Source organism: Chryseobacterium polytrichastri (genome assembly GCF_900142445.1).
GTDB classification, from domain to species: domain Bacteria; phylum Bacteroidota; class Bacteroidia; order Flavobacteriales; family Weeksellaceae; genus Chryseobacterium; species Chryseobacterium polytrichastri.
The window spans coordinates 25,194-45,304 of sequence record NZ_FRAV01000029.1 but is presented as its reverse complement, the minus strand read 5'-3'; the positions used below and the strand labels follow the sequence as shown (position 1 = coordinate 45,304).

Genomic DNA, 20,111 nt, shown 5'->3' with positions numbered 1-20,111 from the left:
ATTAGTGGATAGGGATGCAAAAATCAACAATCATTTTCTCTTCCGGATGCTCTTTGAAATTGGAATGATAAATTTCAAAAGGAAAAGCTTTTCGGATGGAATAATGGTTTTCATTCATCCATAAGAATAAAGAGGCCCAGCACTTTTCAAAATCATGCAGGGTAACTTCACCGCTTCCGATGATAAATTTACCCGTTTCAATAATCTCAGGAAAAACTTCCCCTTCCTGTTCCATGAGCTGCTCATCTAGAAGCATAGATGCGTGAATCCTTACTTTTTCAGGAGGTGTTACTTTGAAACTGTCATGATAAACCGAGATCATTTTTACATTTTCGCGGGGGAAAAGCTGTTTCCTTTTAGCCCAATCGATTAAGATATCATAAGACTTTTCTACATCAGCCAATCCAAGGCTCATTACACATGCAAGATTCATTTCCTGCAACTGTGTTACTTTAATTTTTAAATTCATTGTTCGCCAGTTTAATAGGTTTTCTACGTTGCAAATGTATTGTCGAAAAACCGTATCAACTTGTCCGTTCTTGCTCTCAACTTGTAAAATCTTGTGGAAACTTTCCGGAGCAGACCTTCGAAATTCTGAAGGCGACTGTCCATAGTATTTTTTAAATGTTTTATTAAAGACAGAATGGTTAGCAAACCCCAGCTCCATGTATATTTCCTTAATGTCTACATTCTTTTTTAAAGCAAGATATAAAGCACTTTTTTCTATCTTCTTTCGGATGATATAGTTCTGAAGTGTTTCTCCTGTAATGAGCTTAAAAATTCTATGAAAATGAAAGGGAGAATAGGCACCTATTGCTGCCACTTTTTCAAGACTGAGGTCATCATCCAAATGTTCATCTATATGCTTAATGATCCTGATGATTCTTCTTTTATATTCTTCCAATTGTTGTTTTTATCTGTAAAAATAAGAAGATAAAGAATAGAGAATTTGTCTTTTATTGCGAATGTTGTATATAAAGATTCTATGAATTTTTATTTTAAATATTACTTACCTTTATATCAATATAAAAAATCATTTAAAATGAAAGTACAAACATTAGCATTATTGGCTGGTTGTGCATTATTTGCTGTTTCTTGCGGAACCACAAAAATGTATTCTGTAAACGCTAAAAGCGGAACACAGACGGGAGGAACTGCAAAGTTTACTCAAAACGGAAACGAAGTTGTAATGAAACTTGATGTCACAAATCTTACTCCGGGGATCCACGCAGTGCACATTCATGAAAAAGGTGACTGTTCTGCAGCAGATGGAACTTCTACAGGAGGGCACTGGAATCCAGGAAAAGACGATCACGGTAAATGGGGTGCTGAGCATTTCCACATGGGAGATATCGGGAATTTAGTGGCTAATAAAGATGGTGTTGCAACGCTGACTTTCAAAACCGATAAATGGTGTCTTGGATGTACAGACGAATCTAAAAACATTATCGGAAAAGGAATGATCATTCATGCAGCAGCAGATGATTTCCATACTCAGCCTACTGGAAATGCAGGTGGAAGAGTTGGATGTGTAGAAATTAAATAATCGATTTTATAGCATAAAAAACCCCGCTAATTTTCATTAGCGGGGTTTCTATTTTTATTTTTTTACATTCATATCTCCAATGATATTCATTGCTTCCTGAAGGTAAAGATCTTTCTTAAGATTTTTGATCCACATTTCAGATTTCTTCTTGAATGCTTCATCTTTTTTCTCTCTGTCAACTTCATTTGGATAAAGCGTAAACTGAAGACCATTTTCAAATTTCGTTAGTGCTTTGAATTTTTCGATCTGAGCTTTTCTTTGCTTCATCACATCATTAAACTTATTGATATTAAGTGTAATGGTTTCTTCCTTATCTAATTTCTCTCTCCATTGAGCAGATTCTAACAACAATTGATAGTTGGTATTTTTGGCCATTCTATCGTTGCTTGCTTTTTCTAATGCTTTCACATCAAAATAGTTCAACTTCTGAAAGTTTGTGCTAGGAATTTTATCCCATGCCAATGCATAGTCGTCATATCTCTCCCCTATTTCAGCATAAGTAAAGAAGTCTTTCATTTGAATATCAGACACAATTCCTTTTCTCTGAGTAGACTCTCCTGTAATTCTGTAGAACTTCTGGATCGTTAATTTTAAAGAACCAAAATCATCTTCAGTATTTAAAAATCTATTCAAATCAACAAAAGTCTGTACCGTTCCTTTTCCGAAAGACTGTGGAGAACCAATAACCATCGCTCTTCCAGTATCCTGCATTGCACCAGCCAAGATTTCTGAAGCTGAAGCCGAAAGTTCATTTTGCATAATAATAAGAGGTCCTGTCCAGATTGGAGTTTCTTGTTTGTTCTTCAACGTCTGAATCTTTCCATTTCCATCTTTTACCTGAACATAAGGTCCTGCATTCATGAAAAGTCCCATGATATCTCCTACTTCCGTTAGAGATCCACCACCGTTATTTCTTAGGTCTAAAACAATTCCCTCGATGTTTTGAGCTTTCAGTTTAATAATCTCATTTTTAATATCATCAGAAGCATTTCTTCCTTTTGGATCTTCAAAATCTGCATTGAAACTTGGTAAATTAATGAAACCATATTTTTTACCGTTTGGAGAGTTTACAACAATACTTCTTGCGAAAGTATCTTCAATAGCAACTTCTTCACGGATCATTGTTACTTCTTTAGTTGTTCCGTCTTTCTTCTGAACCGTTAAAGTAACCGGAGTTCCTTTTTCACCTCTGATGTATCTTACCGCTTCCTCGGAAAGCATTCCTACCACGTTTACAGCATCATCTTTTGGTTTAGATTTTACTTTTAGGATCTTATCTCCTTCTGTAAGCTGCTTCGATTTCCAAGCAGGTGCTCCAATGGTAAGAGGACCTAAATATAAATATCCTTTTTTCTCTTGAATCACTGCTCCGATTCCGATCACTTTTCCTGTGAAAGCCATATCAAATTCTTCCTTATCTTTCGGAGAATAGTAATTCGTATGTGGATCAAAAACTTCTGTATATGCATTCATATACACCGTGAACCAGTTCATTTTATTTCTCTTCTTAAACCTCGTAAACGTATCTTTTACAAGATCTTTTACTTCGTCTGTAGCCTTTACTTTCTTCTGCTCAGGCGTAAGGATTTGAAGTTTAATGGTATCCTGTAATTTATATTTCTGTACAGAATCTTTCTTCTCTTTTTGAGCAAGTTCTTTGCTGTTTAAAGATTCAATTTCCTGAAGAATATTGTATTTAATGAACTTCTTCCATTCATTGTATTGATCTTGCTTAGAAGCCGGAGCTTTTTTAATTTTATTTTCTAACACCAAACTCTCATCTTCTTCTAGGCTGATTGGTTTGCTGAAAATATCCTGAGTTAATTTATCAATCTCATCAACCCTTTGAAAAAGTCTGTCCGTTGTCAATTTATAAAACGTAAGATCTCCGACATTTAGATAATCATCAAGCTTTGTTTCATGCTTGCTGAATTCATCCATATCAGACTGCAGGAAATATCTTTTTCCCGGATCTATCATCTCAAAATATTGTTTGTAAACATCCTTAGAATAAGCATCATTAATAGCTTTAGGGCTGTAATGTAGATAAGAAAGAGTGTTCTTTACGCTCACCATTATCGTCTGCATCTTTTCATCATCATTTTTAGGTGAGTTGAAACAAAACATTAGACTTGTTAATGGAATTAGGAGTAAAAATTTATTTAGCTTGAAATTTTTCCACATAAATCTGTAATGTATTTTTATTAATTTTTTAAAAAGTATTTTAATTAGTAGTAATTTTTAAATTACTGTTACAAACTATCAAATTTAATACCTTATTTATAAATATCAGATAGTTTTAAGAGTTTTTATTACTAGAAGTATGCTGCTTTATTTTTCGATCTTCAATTAATGTCAAAATATACAAAGGAAAGAATGAAACGATGATTCTCAAAGCTTCTCCAAATTTATACTCATAATATTTTCCGCTATCGATACAGAAAAAGCAGACTGAGATAAAAATAACTAAAAAACTGCACGAATAAGTAATATGATAATCAGAATTTTTATTAGCAGCATAAATAACATAGGTGAAACTAAAACCCAGATAACTGAACATCATAAAACAAGCCGTAAGTATACCTATTTCTCCTTGAAAGTCGAGAAAATCAAGACTGCTCAAACCGATTAAAATTAATATTCCTAAAAGAAAATTTGCCACAAGCCTATTCTTCTTCCAGGAGTAAATTATACTTACAATTGCTATCAATAAAATCGTGAATTGAAAAAAATTCATTTGAAATTAGTTTTTGCAAAAATGAACAAAAGTGATCAAAGTTCAAATAATATTTAAACTTTAAGGTTTTTAAAGAAAGTCTTTTACACTATATTTGTTAAAATTAAAATATAATATGGAAAGACCTCTTATTCTGGTTACTAATGATGATGGAATTACAGCACCTGGTATCAGAAATCTTATCAGTTTTATGAACGAAATCGGAGAAGTTGTTGTTGTAGCGCCCAATTCTCCTCAAAGCGGAAAAGGACACGCTATTACCATTAATTCTACCTTAAGTTACGAAGAAGTAACGTTAGAAGGTCCACAAACAGACTTTTCTTGTAGTGGAACTCCTGTTGACTGTGTGAAAATGGCTCTTGATAAAATCATGACAAGAAGACCGGATATTGTAGTTTCAGGAATCAATCATGGAGCGAATTCTTCAATTAATGTAATCTATTCCGGAACAATGTCTGCAGCGGTGGAAGCTGGTGTAGAAGGAATTCCTGCGATCGGATTTTCATTGCTTGATTTCAGTTGGGAAGCGGATTTTTCTCAAGCCAAAGAATTCATTCAAAATATCGTTAGAAGAACATTGGAAAACCCAATGCCAAAAGGAATTGTACTAAATGTAAACATTCCGAAACTTCCTGCTGGAGAAATTAAGGGAATTAAAGTTTGCAAACAGGCCAATGCAAAATGGGAAGAAAGTTTCGACGAAAGAGTAAACCCACACGGAAAAAAATATTACTGGCTAACAGGATATTTTAATAATATGGATGAATCTGAGGATGCTGATGAAACAGCTTTAGCAGCCGGATATATCTCAATCGTACCTGTAAAATTTGATATGACAGCGTATGAATATATCAAAACGTTGGAAGAAGTCATGAAATTTGATTAAAATAAACATAAGGCGTAAATTATTTTACGCCTTATTCTATCAAATATTCTTCTGTCTAAAAAAATGTTAAAGGCTTAAAAACATTTAAAATTTACTCATAATTAATTCACAAAGTCCACTTTCTTCTTATTTTCATTGAATCTTTTTCCTAAATTTATTCTTATTAATTTATCCAAATTATGAGAATAGAATACGATATAAAACTGGGCTTTAAGGACGTTATGTTCCGCCCGAAACGTTCTACATTAAAATCCCGTTCGGAAGTTAGCCTAGAAAGAGAATTTACTTTCAAACATACCCAAAAGAAATGGCAGGGAACTCCCATTATCGCTGCTAATATGGATACCGTGGGAACTTTTGAAATGGCGGTAGAATTAGCAAAAGATAAAATCATTACAGCCATCCATAAACATTATTCTGTTGAAGAATGGAGTACCTTTTTAAATAGCCAGCCCGAAAGTATTCATCAATATATTGCCTTAAGCACGGGAACCGGAAAAGCAGATGAAGAAAAGCTGAAACAAATCATAGGAAAACACCCAAAAATCGAGTTTTTATGCATTGATGTAGCGAATGGTTATTCAGAGCATTTTGTGGATTTTGTAAAGAAAGCAAGAGCCAATTTCCCTGATAAGATCATTATCGCAGGAAATGTAGTAACCGGTGAAATGGTAGAAGAACTTCTTTTAGTGGGTGCAGATATCATTAAAGTAGGAATCGGGCCAGGTTCTGTATGTACAACCCGTGTAAAAACCGGAGTTGGCTATCCTCAACTTTCTGCCATTATTGAATGTTCTGATGCTGCTCACGGTTTAGGTGGTCATATCATTGCAGATGGAGGTTGTAAAGTTCCGGGAGATGTTGCTAAAGCCTTCGGAGGTGGTGCAGATTTTGTGATGCTTGGCGGAATGTTTGCCGGTCATGATGAAAGCGGTGGTGAAATTATCGAAGAAAACGGCAAAAAATACCGTACTTTTTACGGAATGAGTTCAAAAACAGCAATGGACAAACACTCAGGTGGGGTTGCTGAATACAGAGCTTCAGAAGGAAAAACGGTAAAAGTAGCTTATAAAGGTCCGGTTTCAGAAACCGTGAAAGATATTTTAGGAGGTGTACGTTCAACATGTACTTATGTGGGAGCATCGAAGCTGAAAGAGTTGTCAAAAAGAACGACTTTTATTAGAGTTCAGGAACAGGAAAATCAGGTTTTTAAAGACTGATTTTTTAGAAATAAAAAAAGCCGTTCATCTGAACGGCTTTTTATATATTTTAATGTAAAGCTTATTATGGCATTAACATTCCACCATCAATATTCAATGTTTGACCTGTAACGTAAGCAGACATATCACTTGCGAAGAAAACACATGCATTCGCAATATCTTCAGGCTGTCCACCTCTTTTCAATGGAATCCCATCTCTCCAAGCTTGTACTGCTTTTTCATCTAAAGCTGCTGTCATTTCAGTTTCAATAAAACCTGGTGCAACAGCGTTACAACGGATATTTCTTGAACCTAATTCCAAAGCCACAGATTTTGTAAATCCAATAACTCCCGCTTTAGTAGCTGCATAATTTGCCTGTCCTGCATTTCCTTTAATACCTACAACAGAACTCATATTAATAATAGAACCAGATTTTGCCTTCATCATCGGCTTAATCACCGCCTTTGTAAGGTTGAATACTGAATCTAAATTTACCTTGATAACATTGTCCCAATCGTCTTTTGACATTCTCATTAATAATCCATCTTTGGTAATTCCTGCATTGTTTACAAGAATATCAATTTTACCAAACTCCGTCATTACATCATCTACTAATTTTTGAGCTGCATCGTAATCTGATGCATCAGATTGGTACCCTTTAATGTGAGTTACAGAACTTAAAGTCGCTTCTAATTCCTTTGCTTTATCTACAGAACCAGCGTAAGTGAATGCTACTTTTGCTCCCTGTTGAGCAAACATTTCTGCAATTCCTCTCCCGATTCCTCTCGTAGCTCCGGTAATTAGTGCTACTTTTCCTTCTAATAGTTTCATATCTATGACAATTATTTTTTCCTTTAATGAATTAGCTTATTGTGTTTTGGCTAATTTAATCTATTTAATTTTATCCAAATTAAATGGTGCGCAAAGATATTATAAATTGTTATTCAATGCATTTTAAACTATTATTTTAATAAAAAATTAAGACTGTTTTTTGTCATGTGTAGACATTAATCTAATTGGATTTTATTTTCTGAGGATGAAAAGCTTAAGTATTCTGTGGTTTTATCTTTCGTAAGCTTCAACCCTTTTCTATCTGCAGAATATTTATCGTAAATAACATCTTTTAATGGCTCATTTTTCAGGTTTGTAACCCCGAATTTATCCCCTTTTTGTACAACCACTTCATTTCCGGAAGTGAAAGTAACAATATCATCATACATAAACGGAACGATTTGTTTACCTTCTTCGTCTATCATTCCGTAAAGGTTTTCATTGTTTTTACAAATGACAGCCGGATAAGACTGAAACGGCTTTATAGCTGCCACATCCTTAAGTGGAGTGTAAGATTTATCTTTCGGAGAAAAGGTATAGAAAGTATCTCCTTTTTTTACAATTAAATTATTAAAAAACACTTTTTCTATCTGGTAATCTTCTTCTAAAACACTCTTTAAGTCTTTATCTAAAAGCTTCTCTTCGCCATCCTTACTTACATACAGATAATTTTCACCTCTTAACTTAAAAGCTTCTATTACATCATATTCTTTGGGAAGAACAGTCTCTCCGTTGGTACGAATAACAGCTATTTTAGGGTTTTTATCGTCTTTTAAAGATTTAAACATTCCATTAAACAAATGGCTTACAAACTCAAAATCGGTAGGATAAGATTTTTTCTCTGCTTTCGAAAAAATACTTGCTTTATTATCTTTTACCAGGTAAATATATTCTCTTCCTACAAAAGCCTGATCGTAGATTTCATCTTCTAAAACCTTTTCATTTTCATCTATGATTCCATATTTATTTTTGGCTTCATTTTTTGTAATGATGAAAGGATATCCATTGATATCTTCAACATAATGATCAGAAAATGTACTTATTGTTTTCCCGTTATTGTCTAGTACTTCGCCACTTCTAGCGCCCGACATAAGATAAACCCTTCCTTTATAAAAACGAAGATTATCCTTAAATTCTCTATCAGAAACCTGCTGGCCATCAAAATTATAGATTACCCAGTTTTTATCTTTTTTTACAAAAAATCTGTTCTCACTGGCAAATTGTATATCATCAAAGAAAGGGATGATCTCCTTTCCGTTAAAATCAAATACAGCCACTTTCCCACTTTTAGAATAAATCAGTTTATCTTTATTCTCCCAGGTTCTGAATTTAAAATTATCCAGAGGGATTAACTCCTTCCCGTTCACATCAATTAAAGCCGTCTGCCCTTTAGCCTCTCCTTCTTTTACCTTTAAGATAAATCTATCTTTCCATAAATGGGTGATCTCATTTTTATACGGATAAGTAAACGTAATGGTACCTAAAGAATCAACAATACCTGATTTTCCAGTTTCATGATCGACGATTATTCCATATCCTTTTGAATAAGACTGGACTTCTTTACCCAGTTTTTTGGATAACAGAATATTAGTGTATTGATCCGTTTGTTGTGCTATACAAAGCGATGAAAACAATACGAAAACTAGATTTTTCAATTAAAGATTTAAATAGAATTATTGATAATAAGAACGATCTCTCCTTTTAAAGTTTTGCTTTTGGAAAATTCAATTAATTCATTGATTGTTCCTCTTTTAGTTTCTTCAAATTTCTTCGAAATCTCACGACTCAAACTTGCTTTTGTATGCTCTCCGAAGAACTCTTTAACCTGCTCCAGCGTAGTATTGATCTTGTGTGGGCTTTCGTATAAAACTATCGTTTTTTTCTCCTCTGCCAATTGTTTCAGCTTTGTCTGCCTCCCTTTCTTTTGAGGAAGAAAACCAGCAAATAAAAACTCATTATTCGGAAGTCCGGATACCACCAAAGCCGGAACAAAAGCTGTTGCTCCCGGCAGGCATATCATTTCAATATCATTGTCTGAACCTGCTTTGCTTAATAAATATCCCGGATCTGAAATCCCCGGTGTTCCTGCATCGGTAATAATAGCAATGTTCTGACCGCTTTTAAGATCATTAATTACCTTTTCTGTTGCCTGATGCTCATTATGTAAATGATAAGATCTTAATGGTTTAGAGATCTCGTAATGTTTTAAAAGAATTCCGGAAGTTCTCGTGTCTTCACATAAAATATAATCTACCTCTTTCAGTACTTTTACCGCCCTGAAAGTCATGTCTTCTAAGTTCCCAACCGGTGTGGGAACAAAATAAAGGATTCCGCTCAAAATTTAATTTATAAAAATTTATTTTCTACTAATATCCACAGTCTTTGTGCATATTCATCTACCTTACTCCATTTTCTGTCGTAGTAAAGATCACTTAAGTATTCTTTTGCTTCTTCTAATGTTCTGAATCTGTTAAGGACTCCAATAGCATCATTCAGTTCAGATTGACTTCCTCCAAACAGTGTTTTTGTGAAAGCAATCCTGTCATTTAAATCTAATTTAAATTCAGGTTTTGTTTTTTCCGCCTCCATTAAGTTGGTCGGAATATTTGTTTTCAGGATGCTTCCGGTTTCTTCTTTTACTACCGGAACCGGTTTTTCCTTAGGTGTTTCTAATGCTTCCAGATGGTCATCATCGAATAACGACTGAACAGCCTTTAATCCTTTGATATTAGACAGTCTTATCTTTTTCTCCTGATTATAAGCATCTAAATTTTCAAAACTCTCATCAGAAGCTAGATTTTCCTTTTCGTCATCATGAGAAGGTCTATCAAAATCTACAATCTTTCTTTTGTCAGATTCTTCTTCAACTATTTTTTGCTCTTGTTTTTCTTCAACCTGAGCATCATTTTTAATTTCGCTGAGAATATTTTCAACATTAGACGTTTCGTTCACCATTTCGCCTTGCTCTATCGCCACATTAGAAGATACAAACTGTTCTTCGTTTTCTTCGATAAGCATTTCATCATCATCTAAAATTTCAGTTTCAAAAGCAGTTGGAATTGCTTCCTGAATTTCTCTTTTTAATTCTTCAGATTCAAAATTGTACTGAACTTTTTCTTCTTCATCAAAATTATTGATCTCGTTTCCACGATCATCAGAAAGTTCATTTTCAAATTCATCTATTTCATTCAATTGATTGTTAAAAATAACTTCCTCTTGCGTGAGATGCTGGTTGAATATTTCTTCTTGAATATCTTCATCAGTTTCAGGTTCTGCATTGGCAAGAATTCGCTCTTCATCTACAAAGTTTAAAATACTTCCTTGATAATCCGAGGGCTGATCTTCATCAATTTCATTGAGCTGATTATTAAAAATCACTTCCTCTTCCGTTACATCTTCATTGCATTTTTTTTCATGAAGGGTATCAACCGAATCAGAATTTTCTCCAACAAAGGTAACTACATTTTCATGATATTCATTTTCAACTATTTCATTTAACTGATTGTTGAAAATGGCTTCTTCCTCAACTGCTCCTACATGAAGATTTGGCGTATTATTTTCACCCTCAACAAAGCCAACACCATTTTCTTCGTAAGAAGATTTGTTGTCGTTTTCGTCTATTTCGTTGAACTCATTATTAAAAATAGCTTCTTCTTCAGTAACTTCATGGTTTGATTCCTGAGATTCAAAATCATTATTTACAAAAGAAATGCTTTTTTCATTTTCTGAGACCTGAGATTGATTTTCAGGGAGGAAATACTCTATATTTTTTTCTAACAATCTTAAGAAAGAGATTCTATTAGCAAGCTCATCTACAAGATCTTGCTTAGAAAGTAATTCGTCAACATTGTTTATTTTCTCCAAAATATCAATGATATTCTTGGATTCAAAAAAAATCTTTTCCTTTAAATCTTGGATATTCTGCATATTAAGATTGTTGTTAAAATTGCTTACTTTTGATGTTAAAAATATACGGCTAATTTAACAAATGTTTTTAGAAAATACAATTAATCATTCCAAACAAAGTGGTTGGATGGAAGTTATTTGTGGCTCAATGTTTTCCGGAAAAACGGAAGAGTTGATCAGAAGACTTCGAAGAGCTGAAATGGCAGGGCAAAATGTGGAAATTTTTAAACCAAAAACCGATACTCGATATTCTAATGAGGACGTAGTTTCTCATAACAAGAATACCATTCGCAGTACGGCAGTAGAAAACCCTAATGAAATCATATTATTGGGGTCTAATTGTGATGTTGTAGGCATTGATGAAGCTCAGTTTTTCGACGAAAGTATTGTCGAAATTGCCAATCAATTAGCCAATAGCGGCATACGAGTAGTGATCGCAGGGTTGGATATGGACTTTTTAGGAAGACCTTTTGGCCCGATGCCTAACTTAATGGCTACTGCAGAATATGTTACAAAAGTGCATGCTATTTGTAAGAGAACGGGTAATTTGGCCAACTACTCCATGAGAACTTCTCAGGGAGATGATTTGGTAGAATTAGGAGAAACCGAAAGTTACGAAGCAGTAAGCCGTCGTGTTTTTATTGAAGAAGTACTTTCAAAAAAGAATAAATAAACAGTAAATTAGGCTAATATTAAGTTTAATGTTAGATTTAATTAAAATATATCTTGGTTAAACATAAAGACGTAAATAAAATTAATAAAACCTTACGTCTTTCTAATTTCCAACAAAACAGCCAACAAAAAAATAAAGCAGAAAGGGCACCAATGAATTATACAGTACACCAAATTGCAGAAATCACCAATGCACAAATTATTGGAGATAAAAATTTAATTATCAAAAACATAGCTTTTGATAGCAGGATTATATATTCTACTAAGAATGCCGCCTTTATTGCAATTAATACTCAAAAAAATTCAGGGGAAAAATTTATTGAATCTGCTATTGACAGAGGAATAACCATAATTATTTCTGAACATCATTATCCACAGTTTGAAAATATAACTTGGATCATTGTTGAAGATTCTGTTGAATTCCTTCAAAAATTAGCGAAATATCATTTCGAAAATTCTTCCATAAAATCCATAGGAATTACTGGAAGTAACGGAAAAACAATTCTAAAAGAATGGTTATACCAATGTCTTTGGAATGAATTTCCAACGGTGAAAAGCCCAAAAAGTTTTAATTCACAGATTGGCCTTCCCCTTTCTCTGCTTCAAATTAATAATTCTCACCAATTGGGAATTTTTGAAGTAGGAATTTCAAAGCCTAACGAAATGAAGAATCTGGAAAACATTTTCCATCCGCAGATTGGTTTGCTTACTCATATTGGAACAGCACATGCTGCCAATTTCGAATCGGAGGAAGAATTAATCGATGAGAAGATTAAACTTTTTAAAGATTCTGAAGTGATTATTTATAATGGCGATAATGCACTCGTCAGCAATAAAATAAACAAACTGTATTCAAGTAAAAAATTAATTTCTTACGGCTTTAAAAAAGAGAACCAAGTTTTCATTAAAAATAATATTTCCAAAGATGAAAATATTGTTGTGGAATATTTTGGGGAAGTGATCAGTTTTCCTGCCCATCAAAGAGATGAAGCTACTTTAACCAATGCCTTAGCTCTTATAACGGTGTTAAAGGAGTTAGGAATAGAAAATCAAAAGATCATTGAAAAAATCAACGCTTTGAAGGCTGTAGAAATGCGACTTGAAGCGATTGAAGGAAGTAAAAATAATATCATCATTAATGATTCTTTTAATCTGGATCTGGATTCTTTAAAAACCGCCCTACAATTTTTAAAAGAATATAATAAGTCTAAAAAATCTTTAGTCCTCACCGATATTGTTGGTGTGAATTCTAATTCTCAGGAGTTGTATGAAGAAGTTTCAGAACTTGTGAATGAACAAAAATTTGATTCGGTTTTCTTAATTGGTGATGAAATATCAAAGTTTAGTGATTTATTTAAATCTAAAACATTTACTTTCATTAACACTCAAGAATTAGTTGAAAGCAAACACCTTACAGAAATTGAGAATCAGATTATTCTTCTGAAAGGAGCAAGAAAATTTGAGATTGAAAAACTGAAAGACCTCCTTGAACTAAGGAAACATGACACGGTTTTAGAAATTAACCTGAATGCAATTCTTCATAACATCAATTATCATAAGTCTTTACTGAAGCCTTCCACCAAAATGATGGCTATGGTAAAAGCAAATGCTTATGGATTAGGAAGTTATGAAATATCAGAATTTTTACAGCATCATCATATTGATTATCTTGGTGTTGCATTTGTAGATGAAGGTGTGGAACTTAGAAAAAAAGGAATTACCATCCCTATTGTGGTGATGAACCCTGAGCAGCACAGTTATGATACGGTAATTCAATATAATCTTGAACCGGAAATTTATAGTTTCAGAGTACTGGAGTTATTTTATGAAGCAGTTCAAAAATCAGGGTATGACAAAAAATATCCTATCCATATCAAACTGGAAACAGGGATGCACCGTCTTGGCTTTAAAGATGCCGAATTAGATCAATTAAGTGAAACCTTAAACAATATCAATGTACAGGTTCAAAGTATTTTCAGTCATCTATCGTCTTCAGATGTACCGACTGAGAAAGAATTTACATTGAATCAATTAAAGACATTTGACAAAAATTCCAGTTACTTAATTGAAAAATTGAACTACACGCCTATCCGACACATCTTAAATTCTTCAGGAATTACTAGCTATACCCATCATCAATATGACATGGTAAGAATTGGTATTGGAATGTTAGGTGAATCACCAAGTAGTGAAATACAAAAACAATTACAATCTGTTGTAAGCTTTAAAACAGTAATCTCCCAAATCTCTTTGGTAGAAAACGGAGAATCTGTAGGCTACAGCAGAAAATATAAGACAGATCATACAACCAAAATTGCAACAGTTCCTGTTGGCTATGCAGACGGAATTCCAAGATTGATAGGAAACCAAATAGGAAATTTTGCGGTACACAAAACCTTAGCCCCTATTGTAGGTAATATCTGTATGGATATGATGATGCTGAATGTAGATCATATTCCCAATGTGAAAGAAGGAGATACGGTAACTATTTTCAATGCAAAACCAAGTTTAAAAGAATTCGCAGCATACTGCAAAACCATAACCTACGAAGTACTAACTTCCATCTCACCTCGGGTGAAAAGGATTTATATAAAAGACTAACTATGAGAAAACTCCTGATTCTCTTATTCGCTTTCCAATTACTTTTGATACATTCTCAAGTAAAAAAGAATTTGGTAATCCCTAAAAATCCCAGAATAGGTCTTTCATTGGCCGGAGGCGGAGCCAAAGGTTTTTCGCATGTTGGAGTTCTCAAAGTATTAGATTCTCTAGGAGTAAAAGTAGATTATATTGCCGGGACAAGTATGGGAGCCATCGTTGGTGGTTTATATGCATCCGGATATTCTGGAAAAGAGATTGAAAAAATTGTAATGGACACCGATTTCTATTCTTTAATCATGGATCCTAAATCTAGAAAAGAAAGTACATTCTTTAATAAATCCGTTGATAAATATCTTTTTTCTATTCCATTAAAAAATGGTAAAATCACACTTCCATCTTCCATAAGCTCAGGACAGAAAAATGTTTATTTACTGAAAGAGCTTTTCAAAAATGTTTCCAATATTGATGACTTTTCAAAACTTCCAATTCCTTTCATGTGCGTTGCAACAAACCTAGAAAGTGGAAATATGGAAATCTTTGAGAAAGGTGATCTCGTACAATCTATCATGGCGAGTTCTGCCTTTCCTTCATTGATGGATCCTGTAAAAATTGGTGACAGTATTTATATTGATGGCGCCATGACGGTAAACTATCCTTCGAAGCCATTAAAGGATAAAGGAATTGACATCGTGATTGGTGTGGATCTGAACCAAGACCTATCAAGCAGAGAAGATTTAAACAGTATTATATCAATCCTAAATCAAGTTATTGACATGAACATCCACAAGGATACAAAACGTCAATACAAATACACAGATATCAATATTAAGCCTAATCTAAAAGGAATGTCTGCTACAAGCTATGATGACAAGAAAAAAATTCTGGATAGTGGATACGTGGAAGGCTTGAAGTATGTAGATATATTAAATGAACTTCCAAAGCGATCATTTGATCGACTAAGACAAAAGATAAATCCAATTTATTCTAATGTATACAAGATAGACAGTATTGCGTTGGAGGGAGATAAAATCTTTGGTAAAAACTATGTCTTAGGAAAAATGGGCCTCCGCCTACCCTCTTTACAAACCTATGGAAGTATCAATAAAAAGATTGATAAATTGGTAGCCACCAACAATTATAAGTTTATCAATTATGATATTATTTCAGAGAACGATGCCAACTATCTTAAACTTTATGTGACCGAAGATGAAGCCAGACATTTTGTAAAATTTGGTCTTCATTATGACGAAGTATTCAAGACGGGGTTGTTACTAAACTATTCAGCAAAACGTCTGTTATTTAAAAATTCAAATCTCTCACTTGATGTAATTGTAGGAGATAAACCCAGATATTATTTAAATTATTTTATTGATAACGGATACATTCCAGGATTAGGATTGTACTCTTCTGGAATGAGCTTCGATTTAAAAGATGTAAATAATTATAATGTAGACAAATGGAAATGGCTAAGAAATGAAATCTACATTCAATCTACATGGAAAGATAAATTCGCCATAGGAGGCGGTTTAAGCCACGATTACTTCGATGCTGAAGCCAACGGTACCAATGAGCGCATTAGCCGCTTTATAAACCCTTATATCTTCATCAAAAGTGATACCCAGGATGACAAAGACTTCCCTACCAAAGGGCTTTATATTTCTGCAGAAGGAAAGGCAATAGATTTAATGAAATCTGAAGTAGATAAAAGAATAATACAAGTAAAAGCTGATATTAGAATTAATATTCCTTTAGCAAAACAATTCTCTTATCACCTTAATCTTTATGGTGGGATTACCATTGGCGAACATCTACCTCAATTTTACCAATATCGTTTAGGAGGTGTTTTCGAGCAAAACATGGTCAACTTTAAAAGCTTTGCCGGATTCTACTTCTCACAGCTAAACTCAAATAATGTTATCTTAATATCCAATGATCTTCAGTTTAAATTTGAGAAGAATTATTTTCTAAGCGGAAATTTTTCTTTTGCTAATTTATCCAACGATATTACTTTCGAAGATGCTGTTAAACTTAATTATAGTTCAGTAGGAATCTCGGCAGGTTACAAATCTCCTTTCGGACAAATAAGACTAAACTTTAGTCACTCACTTAAAAATAATCAAAAAGGCATATTCAGTGTTATATTAGGGCACTGGTTTTAAAACAATGATACAATTCTTTTACGAAAATTTACCATCAACGGTAAATACAGAATACACAAAATGGCTGGAAGATCTGATACTTTCAGAAGGAAAAAAAATAGGCGAAATTAATTACATTTTCTGTGATGACGAATATCTTTTGAAGATAAATCAAGACTATTTACAGCATGATTACTATACAGATATCATCACTTTTGATTATGTAAAAGGCAAAACAATAAGCGCTGAGATTTTTGTATCTTTGCAGCGCATTTCAGATAACGCTTCTACCCTATCCAAAAATTACGAAGAAGAACTAAGAAGAGTTTTAGCTCATGGTATTCTTCATCTTTGCGGATACAAAGATAAAACGGAAGAAGAAGAGAAAGCAATGCGAGGAAAAGAAGATTTTTATTTAGCAAAGTATAATAATTAATTTATATCGAAGAGATTTTTATCTAAGCTAAATAACACGAAATAGAAACTCTTTTTAGAATTTATTTCGACGCAATGTTTCACGTGAAACATTTATAAAAGATAAAAAAATTAAGGCTTAAAACAAGCAACATAAAAATGATTTCAGAAATATATGATGTAATCGTAGTTGGTGCAGGTCACGCAGGATGTGAAGCAGCAGCAGCAGCGGCTAACTTAGGTTCGAAAACTTTGCTCGTTACAATGAACATGCAAACGATCGGACAAATGAGTTGCAACCCGGCAATGGGAGGAATTGCAAAAGGACAAATTGTAAGAGAGATCGATGCAATGGGAGGTTACTCCGGAATTATAGCAGACAAATCTGCGATTCAATTTAAGATGCTAAACCTATCAAAAGGTCCTGCAATGTGGTCTCCAAGAACACAAAATGACAGAATGCTTTTCGCTGAAGAATGGCGTTATGCTTTAGAAAATACTCCAAATCTTGATTTCTTTCAGGATATGGTGAAGAGCTTAATTATTGAAAATGACAGAGCCGTTGGAGTTGTAACTTCACTAGGAATTCAAATAAGATCCAAATCTGTAGTTCTTACAAATGGTACTTTCCTTAACGGATTAATCCACGTTGGAGATAAGCAATTAGGCGGTGGAAGAATGGGTGAACCAAGAGCATTTGGTATCACAGAACAACTTGTTTCTTTAGGCTTCGAATCTGGAAGAATGAAGACCGGTACCCCACCCCGTGTAGACGGAAGAAGTTTAGATTACTCTAAAATGGAGGAACAAAAAGGAGATGAAAACCCTCAAAAATTCAGCTACCTTGATACTCCAAAATTAACAAAACAATTAAGCTGTCACATCGTTTACACCAACGAAGAAGTACATGATATTTTACGTGAAGGTTTCGATAGAAGCCCAATGTTCAATGGTACCATTCAAAGTTTAGGACCAAGATATTGCCCTAGTATTGAAGATAAAATCAATCGTTTTGCAGAAAGAACAAGACACCAACTTTTCGTAGAACCGGAAGGATGGAAAACTGTAGAGATCTATGTAAATGGTTTCAGCTCTTCTCTTCCAGAAGATGTTCAGATTAAAGCAATGAAACATATACCAGGATTTGAGAATGTAAAAGTATTCCGTCCGGGTTATGCTATTGAATATGACTACTTCCCTCCTACTCAATTAAAGCATACCTTAGAAACTAAATTGGTAAGTAATTTATATTTCGCAGGTCAAATTAACGGTACAACGGGTTATGAAGAAGCTGCCGGACAAGGTTTAATTGCAGGAATAAATGCCCACAATAAAGTACATGATAAAGAAGATTTCATTCTTAACAGAGATGAAGCCTATATCGGAGTTTTAATTGATGACTTAATTACAAAAGGTACAGAAGAACCTTATAGAATGTTTACTTCTCGTGCAGAATACAGACTTCTTTTAAGACAAGATAATGCAGATATCAGATTAACTGAAAAGGCTTACAACTTAGGTTTAGCAAAAGAAGATAGATTGAAAAGAGTTCAGGAGAAAATCTCTAAAAGTGAAGAACTTGAAGCCTTCTTACGAGAAACTTCTTTAAAGCCTGGAGTCATTAATCCTATCCTTGAAAGCATAGAAAGCAATCCTGTTGACCAAGCTTACAGAGCTGCTCAATTCCTTACAAGACCAAATATTACCCTAGAAAAACTAGAGAACATTGAAGCTATTAAGGAAGTAACTTCTACATATGATGATGAAGTAAGAGAGCAAGCAGAAGTAAATATTAAATACAGAGGATATATTGAGAAAGAAAAAGAAAATGTAGCCAAACTGAACCGTCTGGAAAACGTTAAGATTCCGGAAGATTTTGATTATATAGCTATTTCAAGCCTTTCTGCAGAAGCTAAACAGAAAATGACTAAGGTAAAACCAAAAACCTTAGCCCAAGCAGGTAGAATAAGCGGAGTATCTCCCGCCGATGTTAATGTTTTAATGGTATATCTAGGACGTTAAATTAAGAAATGTTCCACGTGAAACATTTGTAAAATAAAAACGAAAATTAAGATATCTATGAGCTTGCAAAAGTTTATAAATATCTTAATTTTTAATATAAAAGAAGTTATTCAAATGAAAATTAAAGATCATTTTCTTTCTCAGGAAATATTTGAAATTAAAGAAACAGAAACAAAAGGAGTTTTCAAGACCTCCCCTATTCCATCGAATATTTCTAAATATTATGAAAGTGAAGATTATATTTCCCATCATCAGGATTCAGGAAGTTTAAAAGAAAAGCTATATAAATTCTTACAGTCTTTCAATCTTCAATATAAAAAAACGATCCTTATTGACAGAATAAAGAAAGGTTCAAAAGTGCTGGATTACGGATGCGGGGCTGGAGAATTTGTAAAATATATAGAAAATGATTTTGAAACCTTAGGTTTTGAACCTGATGCTGATGCTAGAAAAGCCGCACAAAGTAAAATTGAAAAAGCAAAAATAATAGATAATTTAAACACCATTGAAGATGGAAGTTTAGATGCAATTACTTTATGGCATGTTTTCGAGCACGTAGAAAATCAAGATGAGATGCTTCAAATTTTTCATTCAAAATTAAAAGAAAAAGGATTATTAATTATTGCAGTTCCTAATCCTACTTCTTACGATGCAAAACATTATAAAGAATATTGGGCAGCGTATGATGTACCAAGACACATCTATCATTTTTCAAAAACCGGAATGGAAAATTTAATTTCTAAGAAACCCAACTGGAAAATGAGAAAGATCAAACCTTTGGTTCTTGACTCTTATTATATCTCTATGTTGAGCGAAAAATACAAGAAATCACCTCTTTTTTGGCTAAAAGCAACAATCTATGGAACGATTTCCAACGTAAAAGCCCTTTTTTCTAACGAATTTTCGAGTTTGATATACATTATCGAAAAAAAGTAGAAAATCGATTTTTAAGCTATTTATAGAGGTCAATTTTCATCATTTCCACTTAAAAAATACAAACTCGAGGCAATACCTCGAGTTTTTTTATTGTATGAGACTACTCCCCTACTCCATACTTTTATATCAATATTTCTTTTTGAAACGAGAATTTATAAAAATGAACGTTTTATTACTGAAATTGTTAACAATATGTTAGTAAGCCGGATTTCCATTCAGAAA

Annotated in this window: 16 protein-coding genes; 9 read left to right on the top strand and 7 right to left on the bottom strand. The window is 33.5% G+C overall.

Annotated features, from left to right (window positions below; translation table 11 throughout):
* Position 1: 1 nt before the first annotated feature.
* On the bottom strand, positions 2-904 hold the full coding sequence (locus BUB80_RS16710; RefSeq protein ID WP_073295160.1) for an AraC family transcriptional regulator: 903 nt from the start codon (positions 902-904) through the stop codon (positions 2-4).
* A 138-nt stretch (positions 905-1,042) separates the two neighbouring features.
* On the opposite strand from BUB80_RS16710, the gene BUB80_RS16705 reads away from it, so the two are divergent.
* Entirely contained in the window at positions 1,043-1,546 is a 504-nt protein-coding gene (locus BUB80_RS16705; RefSeq protein WP_054512882.1) for a superoxide dismutase family protein, read from the top strand.
* Between the two features lie 54 nt (positions 1,547-1,600).
* On the opposite strand, the gene BUB80_RS16700 is transcribed toward BUB80_RS16705, so the two are convergent.
* On the bottom strand, positions 1,601-3,730 hold the full coding sequence (locus BUB80_RS16700; RefSeq protein ID WP_073295157.1) for a carboxy terminal-processing peptidase: 2,130 nt from the start codon (positions 3,728-3,730) through the stop codon (positions 1,601-1,603).
* A 115-nt stretch (positions 3,731-3,845) separates the two neighbouring features.
* Positions 3,846-4,283 carry a hypothetical protein gene (locus BUB80_RS16695; RefSeq protein WP_073295155.1) on the bottom strand — a complete coding sequence of 146 codons (438 nt, stop codon included), beginning with the start codon at positions 4,281-4,283 and terminating at the stop codon, positions 3,846-3,848.
* A 115-nt stretch (positions 4,284-4,398) separates the two neighbouring features.
* On the opposite strand from BUB80_RS16695, the gene surE reads away from it, so the two are divergent.
* Positions 4,399-5,169 carry a 5'/3'-nucleotidase SurE gene (gene surE, locus BUB80_RS16690; protein ID WP_073295152.1) on the top strand — a complete coding sequence of 257 codons (771 nt, stop codon included), beginning with the start codon at positions 4,399-4,401 and terminating at the stop codon, positions 5,167-5,169.
* Between the two features lie 179 nt (positions 5,170-5,348).
* Positions 5,349-6,389: a GMP reductase gene (locus BUB80_RS16685; RefSeq protein WP_073295149.1), complete on the top strand. Its 1,041-nt coding sequence runs from the start codon at positions 5,349-5,351 to the stop codon at positions 6,387-6,389.
* A gap of 64 nt (positions 6,390-6,453) precedes the next feature.
* Here the strand turns inward: BUB80_RS16685 and fabG are convergent, their stop codons facing one another.
* The 4 genes from fabG to BUB80_RS16665 form a co-directional block, all read right to left on the bottom strand.
* A complete protein-coding gene (gene fabG, locus BUB80_RS16680) occupies positions 6,454-7,200 on the bottom strand; it encodes a 3-oxoacyl-[acyl-carrier-protein] reductase (RefSeq protein WP_073295147.1) in 747 nt (248 codons plus the stop codon).
* A 176-nt stretch (positions 7,201-7,376) separates the two neighbouring features.
* Entirely contained in the window at positions 7,377-8,855 is a 1,479-nt protein-coding gene (locus BUB80_RS16675; protein ID WP_139262749.1) for a WG repeat-containing protein, read from the bottom strand.
* Between the two features lie 8 nt (positions 8,856-8,863).
* Positions 8,864-9,538, bottom strand: a complete 675-nt coding sequence (rsmI, locus tag BUB80_RS16670) for a 16S rRNA (cytidine(1402)-2'-O)-methyltransferase (RefSeq protein WP_073295142.1) — start codon at positions 9,536-9,538, stop codon at positions 8,864-8,866.
* An 8-nt stretch (positions 9,539-9,546) separates the two neighbouring features.
* Positions 9,547-11,127 (bottom strand): hypothetical protein, encoded by a 1,581-nt coding sequence (locus tag BUB80_RS16665; protein ID WP_073295139.1) that lies wholly within the window; start codon positions 11,125-11,127, stop codon positions 9,547-9,549.
* A gap of 61 nt (positions 11,128-11,188) precedes the next feature.
* On the opposite strand from BUB80_RS16665, the gene BUB80_RS16660 reads away from it, so the two are divergent.
* The 6 genes from BUB80_RS16660 to BUB80_RS16635 all read left to right on the top strand — a co-directional run bounded on the left by BUB80_RS16660 (position 11,189) and on the right by BUB80_RS16635 (position 19,889).
* Entirely contained in the window at positions 11,189-11,779 is a 591-nt protein-coding gene (locus BUB80_RS16660) for a thymidine kinase (protein ID WP_054512479.1), read from the top strand.
* A gap of 152 nt (positions 11,780-11,931) precedes the next feature.
* Positions 11,932-14,379: a bifunctional UDP-N-acetylmuramoyl-tripeptide:D-alanyl-D-alanine ligase/alanine racemase gene (locus tag BUB80_RS16655; protein ID WP_073295221.1), complete on the top strand. Its 2,448-nt coding sequence runs from the start codon at positions 11,932-11,934 to the stop codon at positions 14,377-14,379.
* A 2-nt stretch (positions 14,380-14,381) separates the two neighbouring features.
* Positions 14,382-16,538 carry a patatin-like phospholipase family protein gene (locus tag BUB80_RS16650; protein ID WP_073295137.1) on the top strand — a complete coding sequence of 719 codons (2,157 nt, stop codon included), beginning with the start codon at positions 14,382-14,384 and terminating at the stop codon, positions 16,536-16,538.
* A gap of 4 nt (positions 16,539-16,542) precedes the next feature.
* Positions 16,543-16,953: an rRNA maturation RNase YbeY gene (gene ybeY, locus BUB80_RS16645; RefSeq protein WP_073295134.1), complete on the top strand. Its 411-nt coding sequence runs from the start codon at positions 16,543-16,545 to the stop codon at positions 16,951-16,953.
* A gap of 137 nt (positions 16,954-17,090) precedes the next feature.
* Complete coding sequence (gene mnmG, locus BUB80_RS16640; protein WP_073295131.1) at positions 17,091-18,953, top strand: tRNA uridine-5-carboxymethylaminomethyl(34) synthesis enzyme MnmG; 1,863 nt, start codon at positions 17,091-17,093, stop codon at positions 18,951-18,953.
* A 114-nt stretch (positions 18,954-19,067) separates the two neighbouring features.
* Positions 19,068-19,889, top strand: coding sequence for a class I SAM-dependent methyltransferase (locus BUB80_RS16635; protein WP_073295216.1), 822 nt, complete (start codon positions 19,068-19,070; stop codon positions 19,887-19,889).
* Positions 19,890-20,111 lie beyond the last annotated feature (222 nt).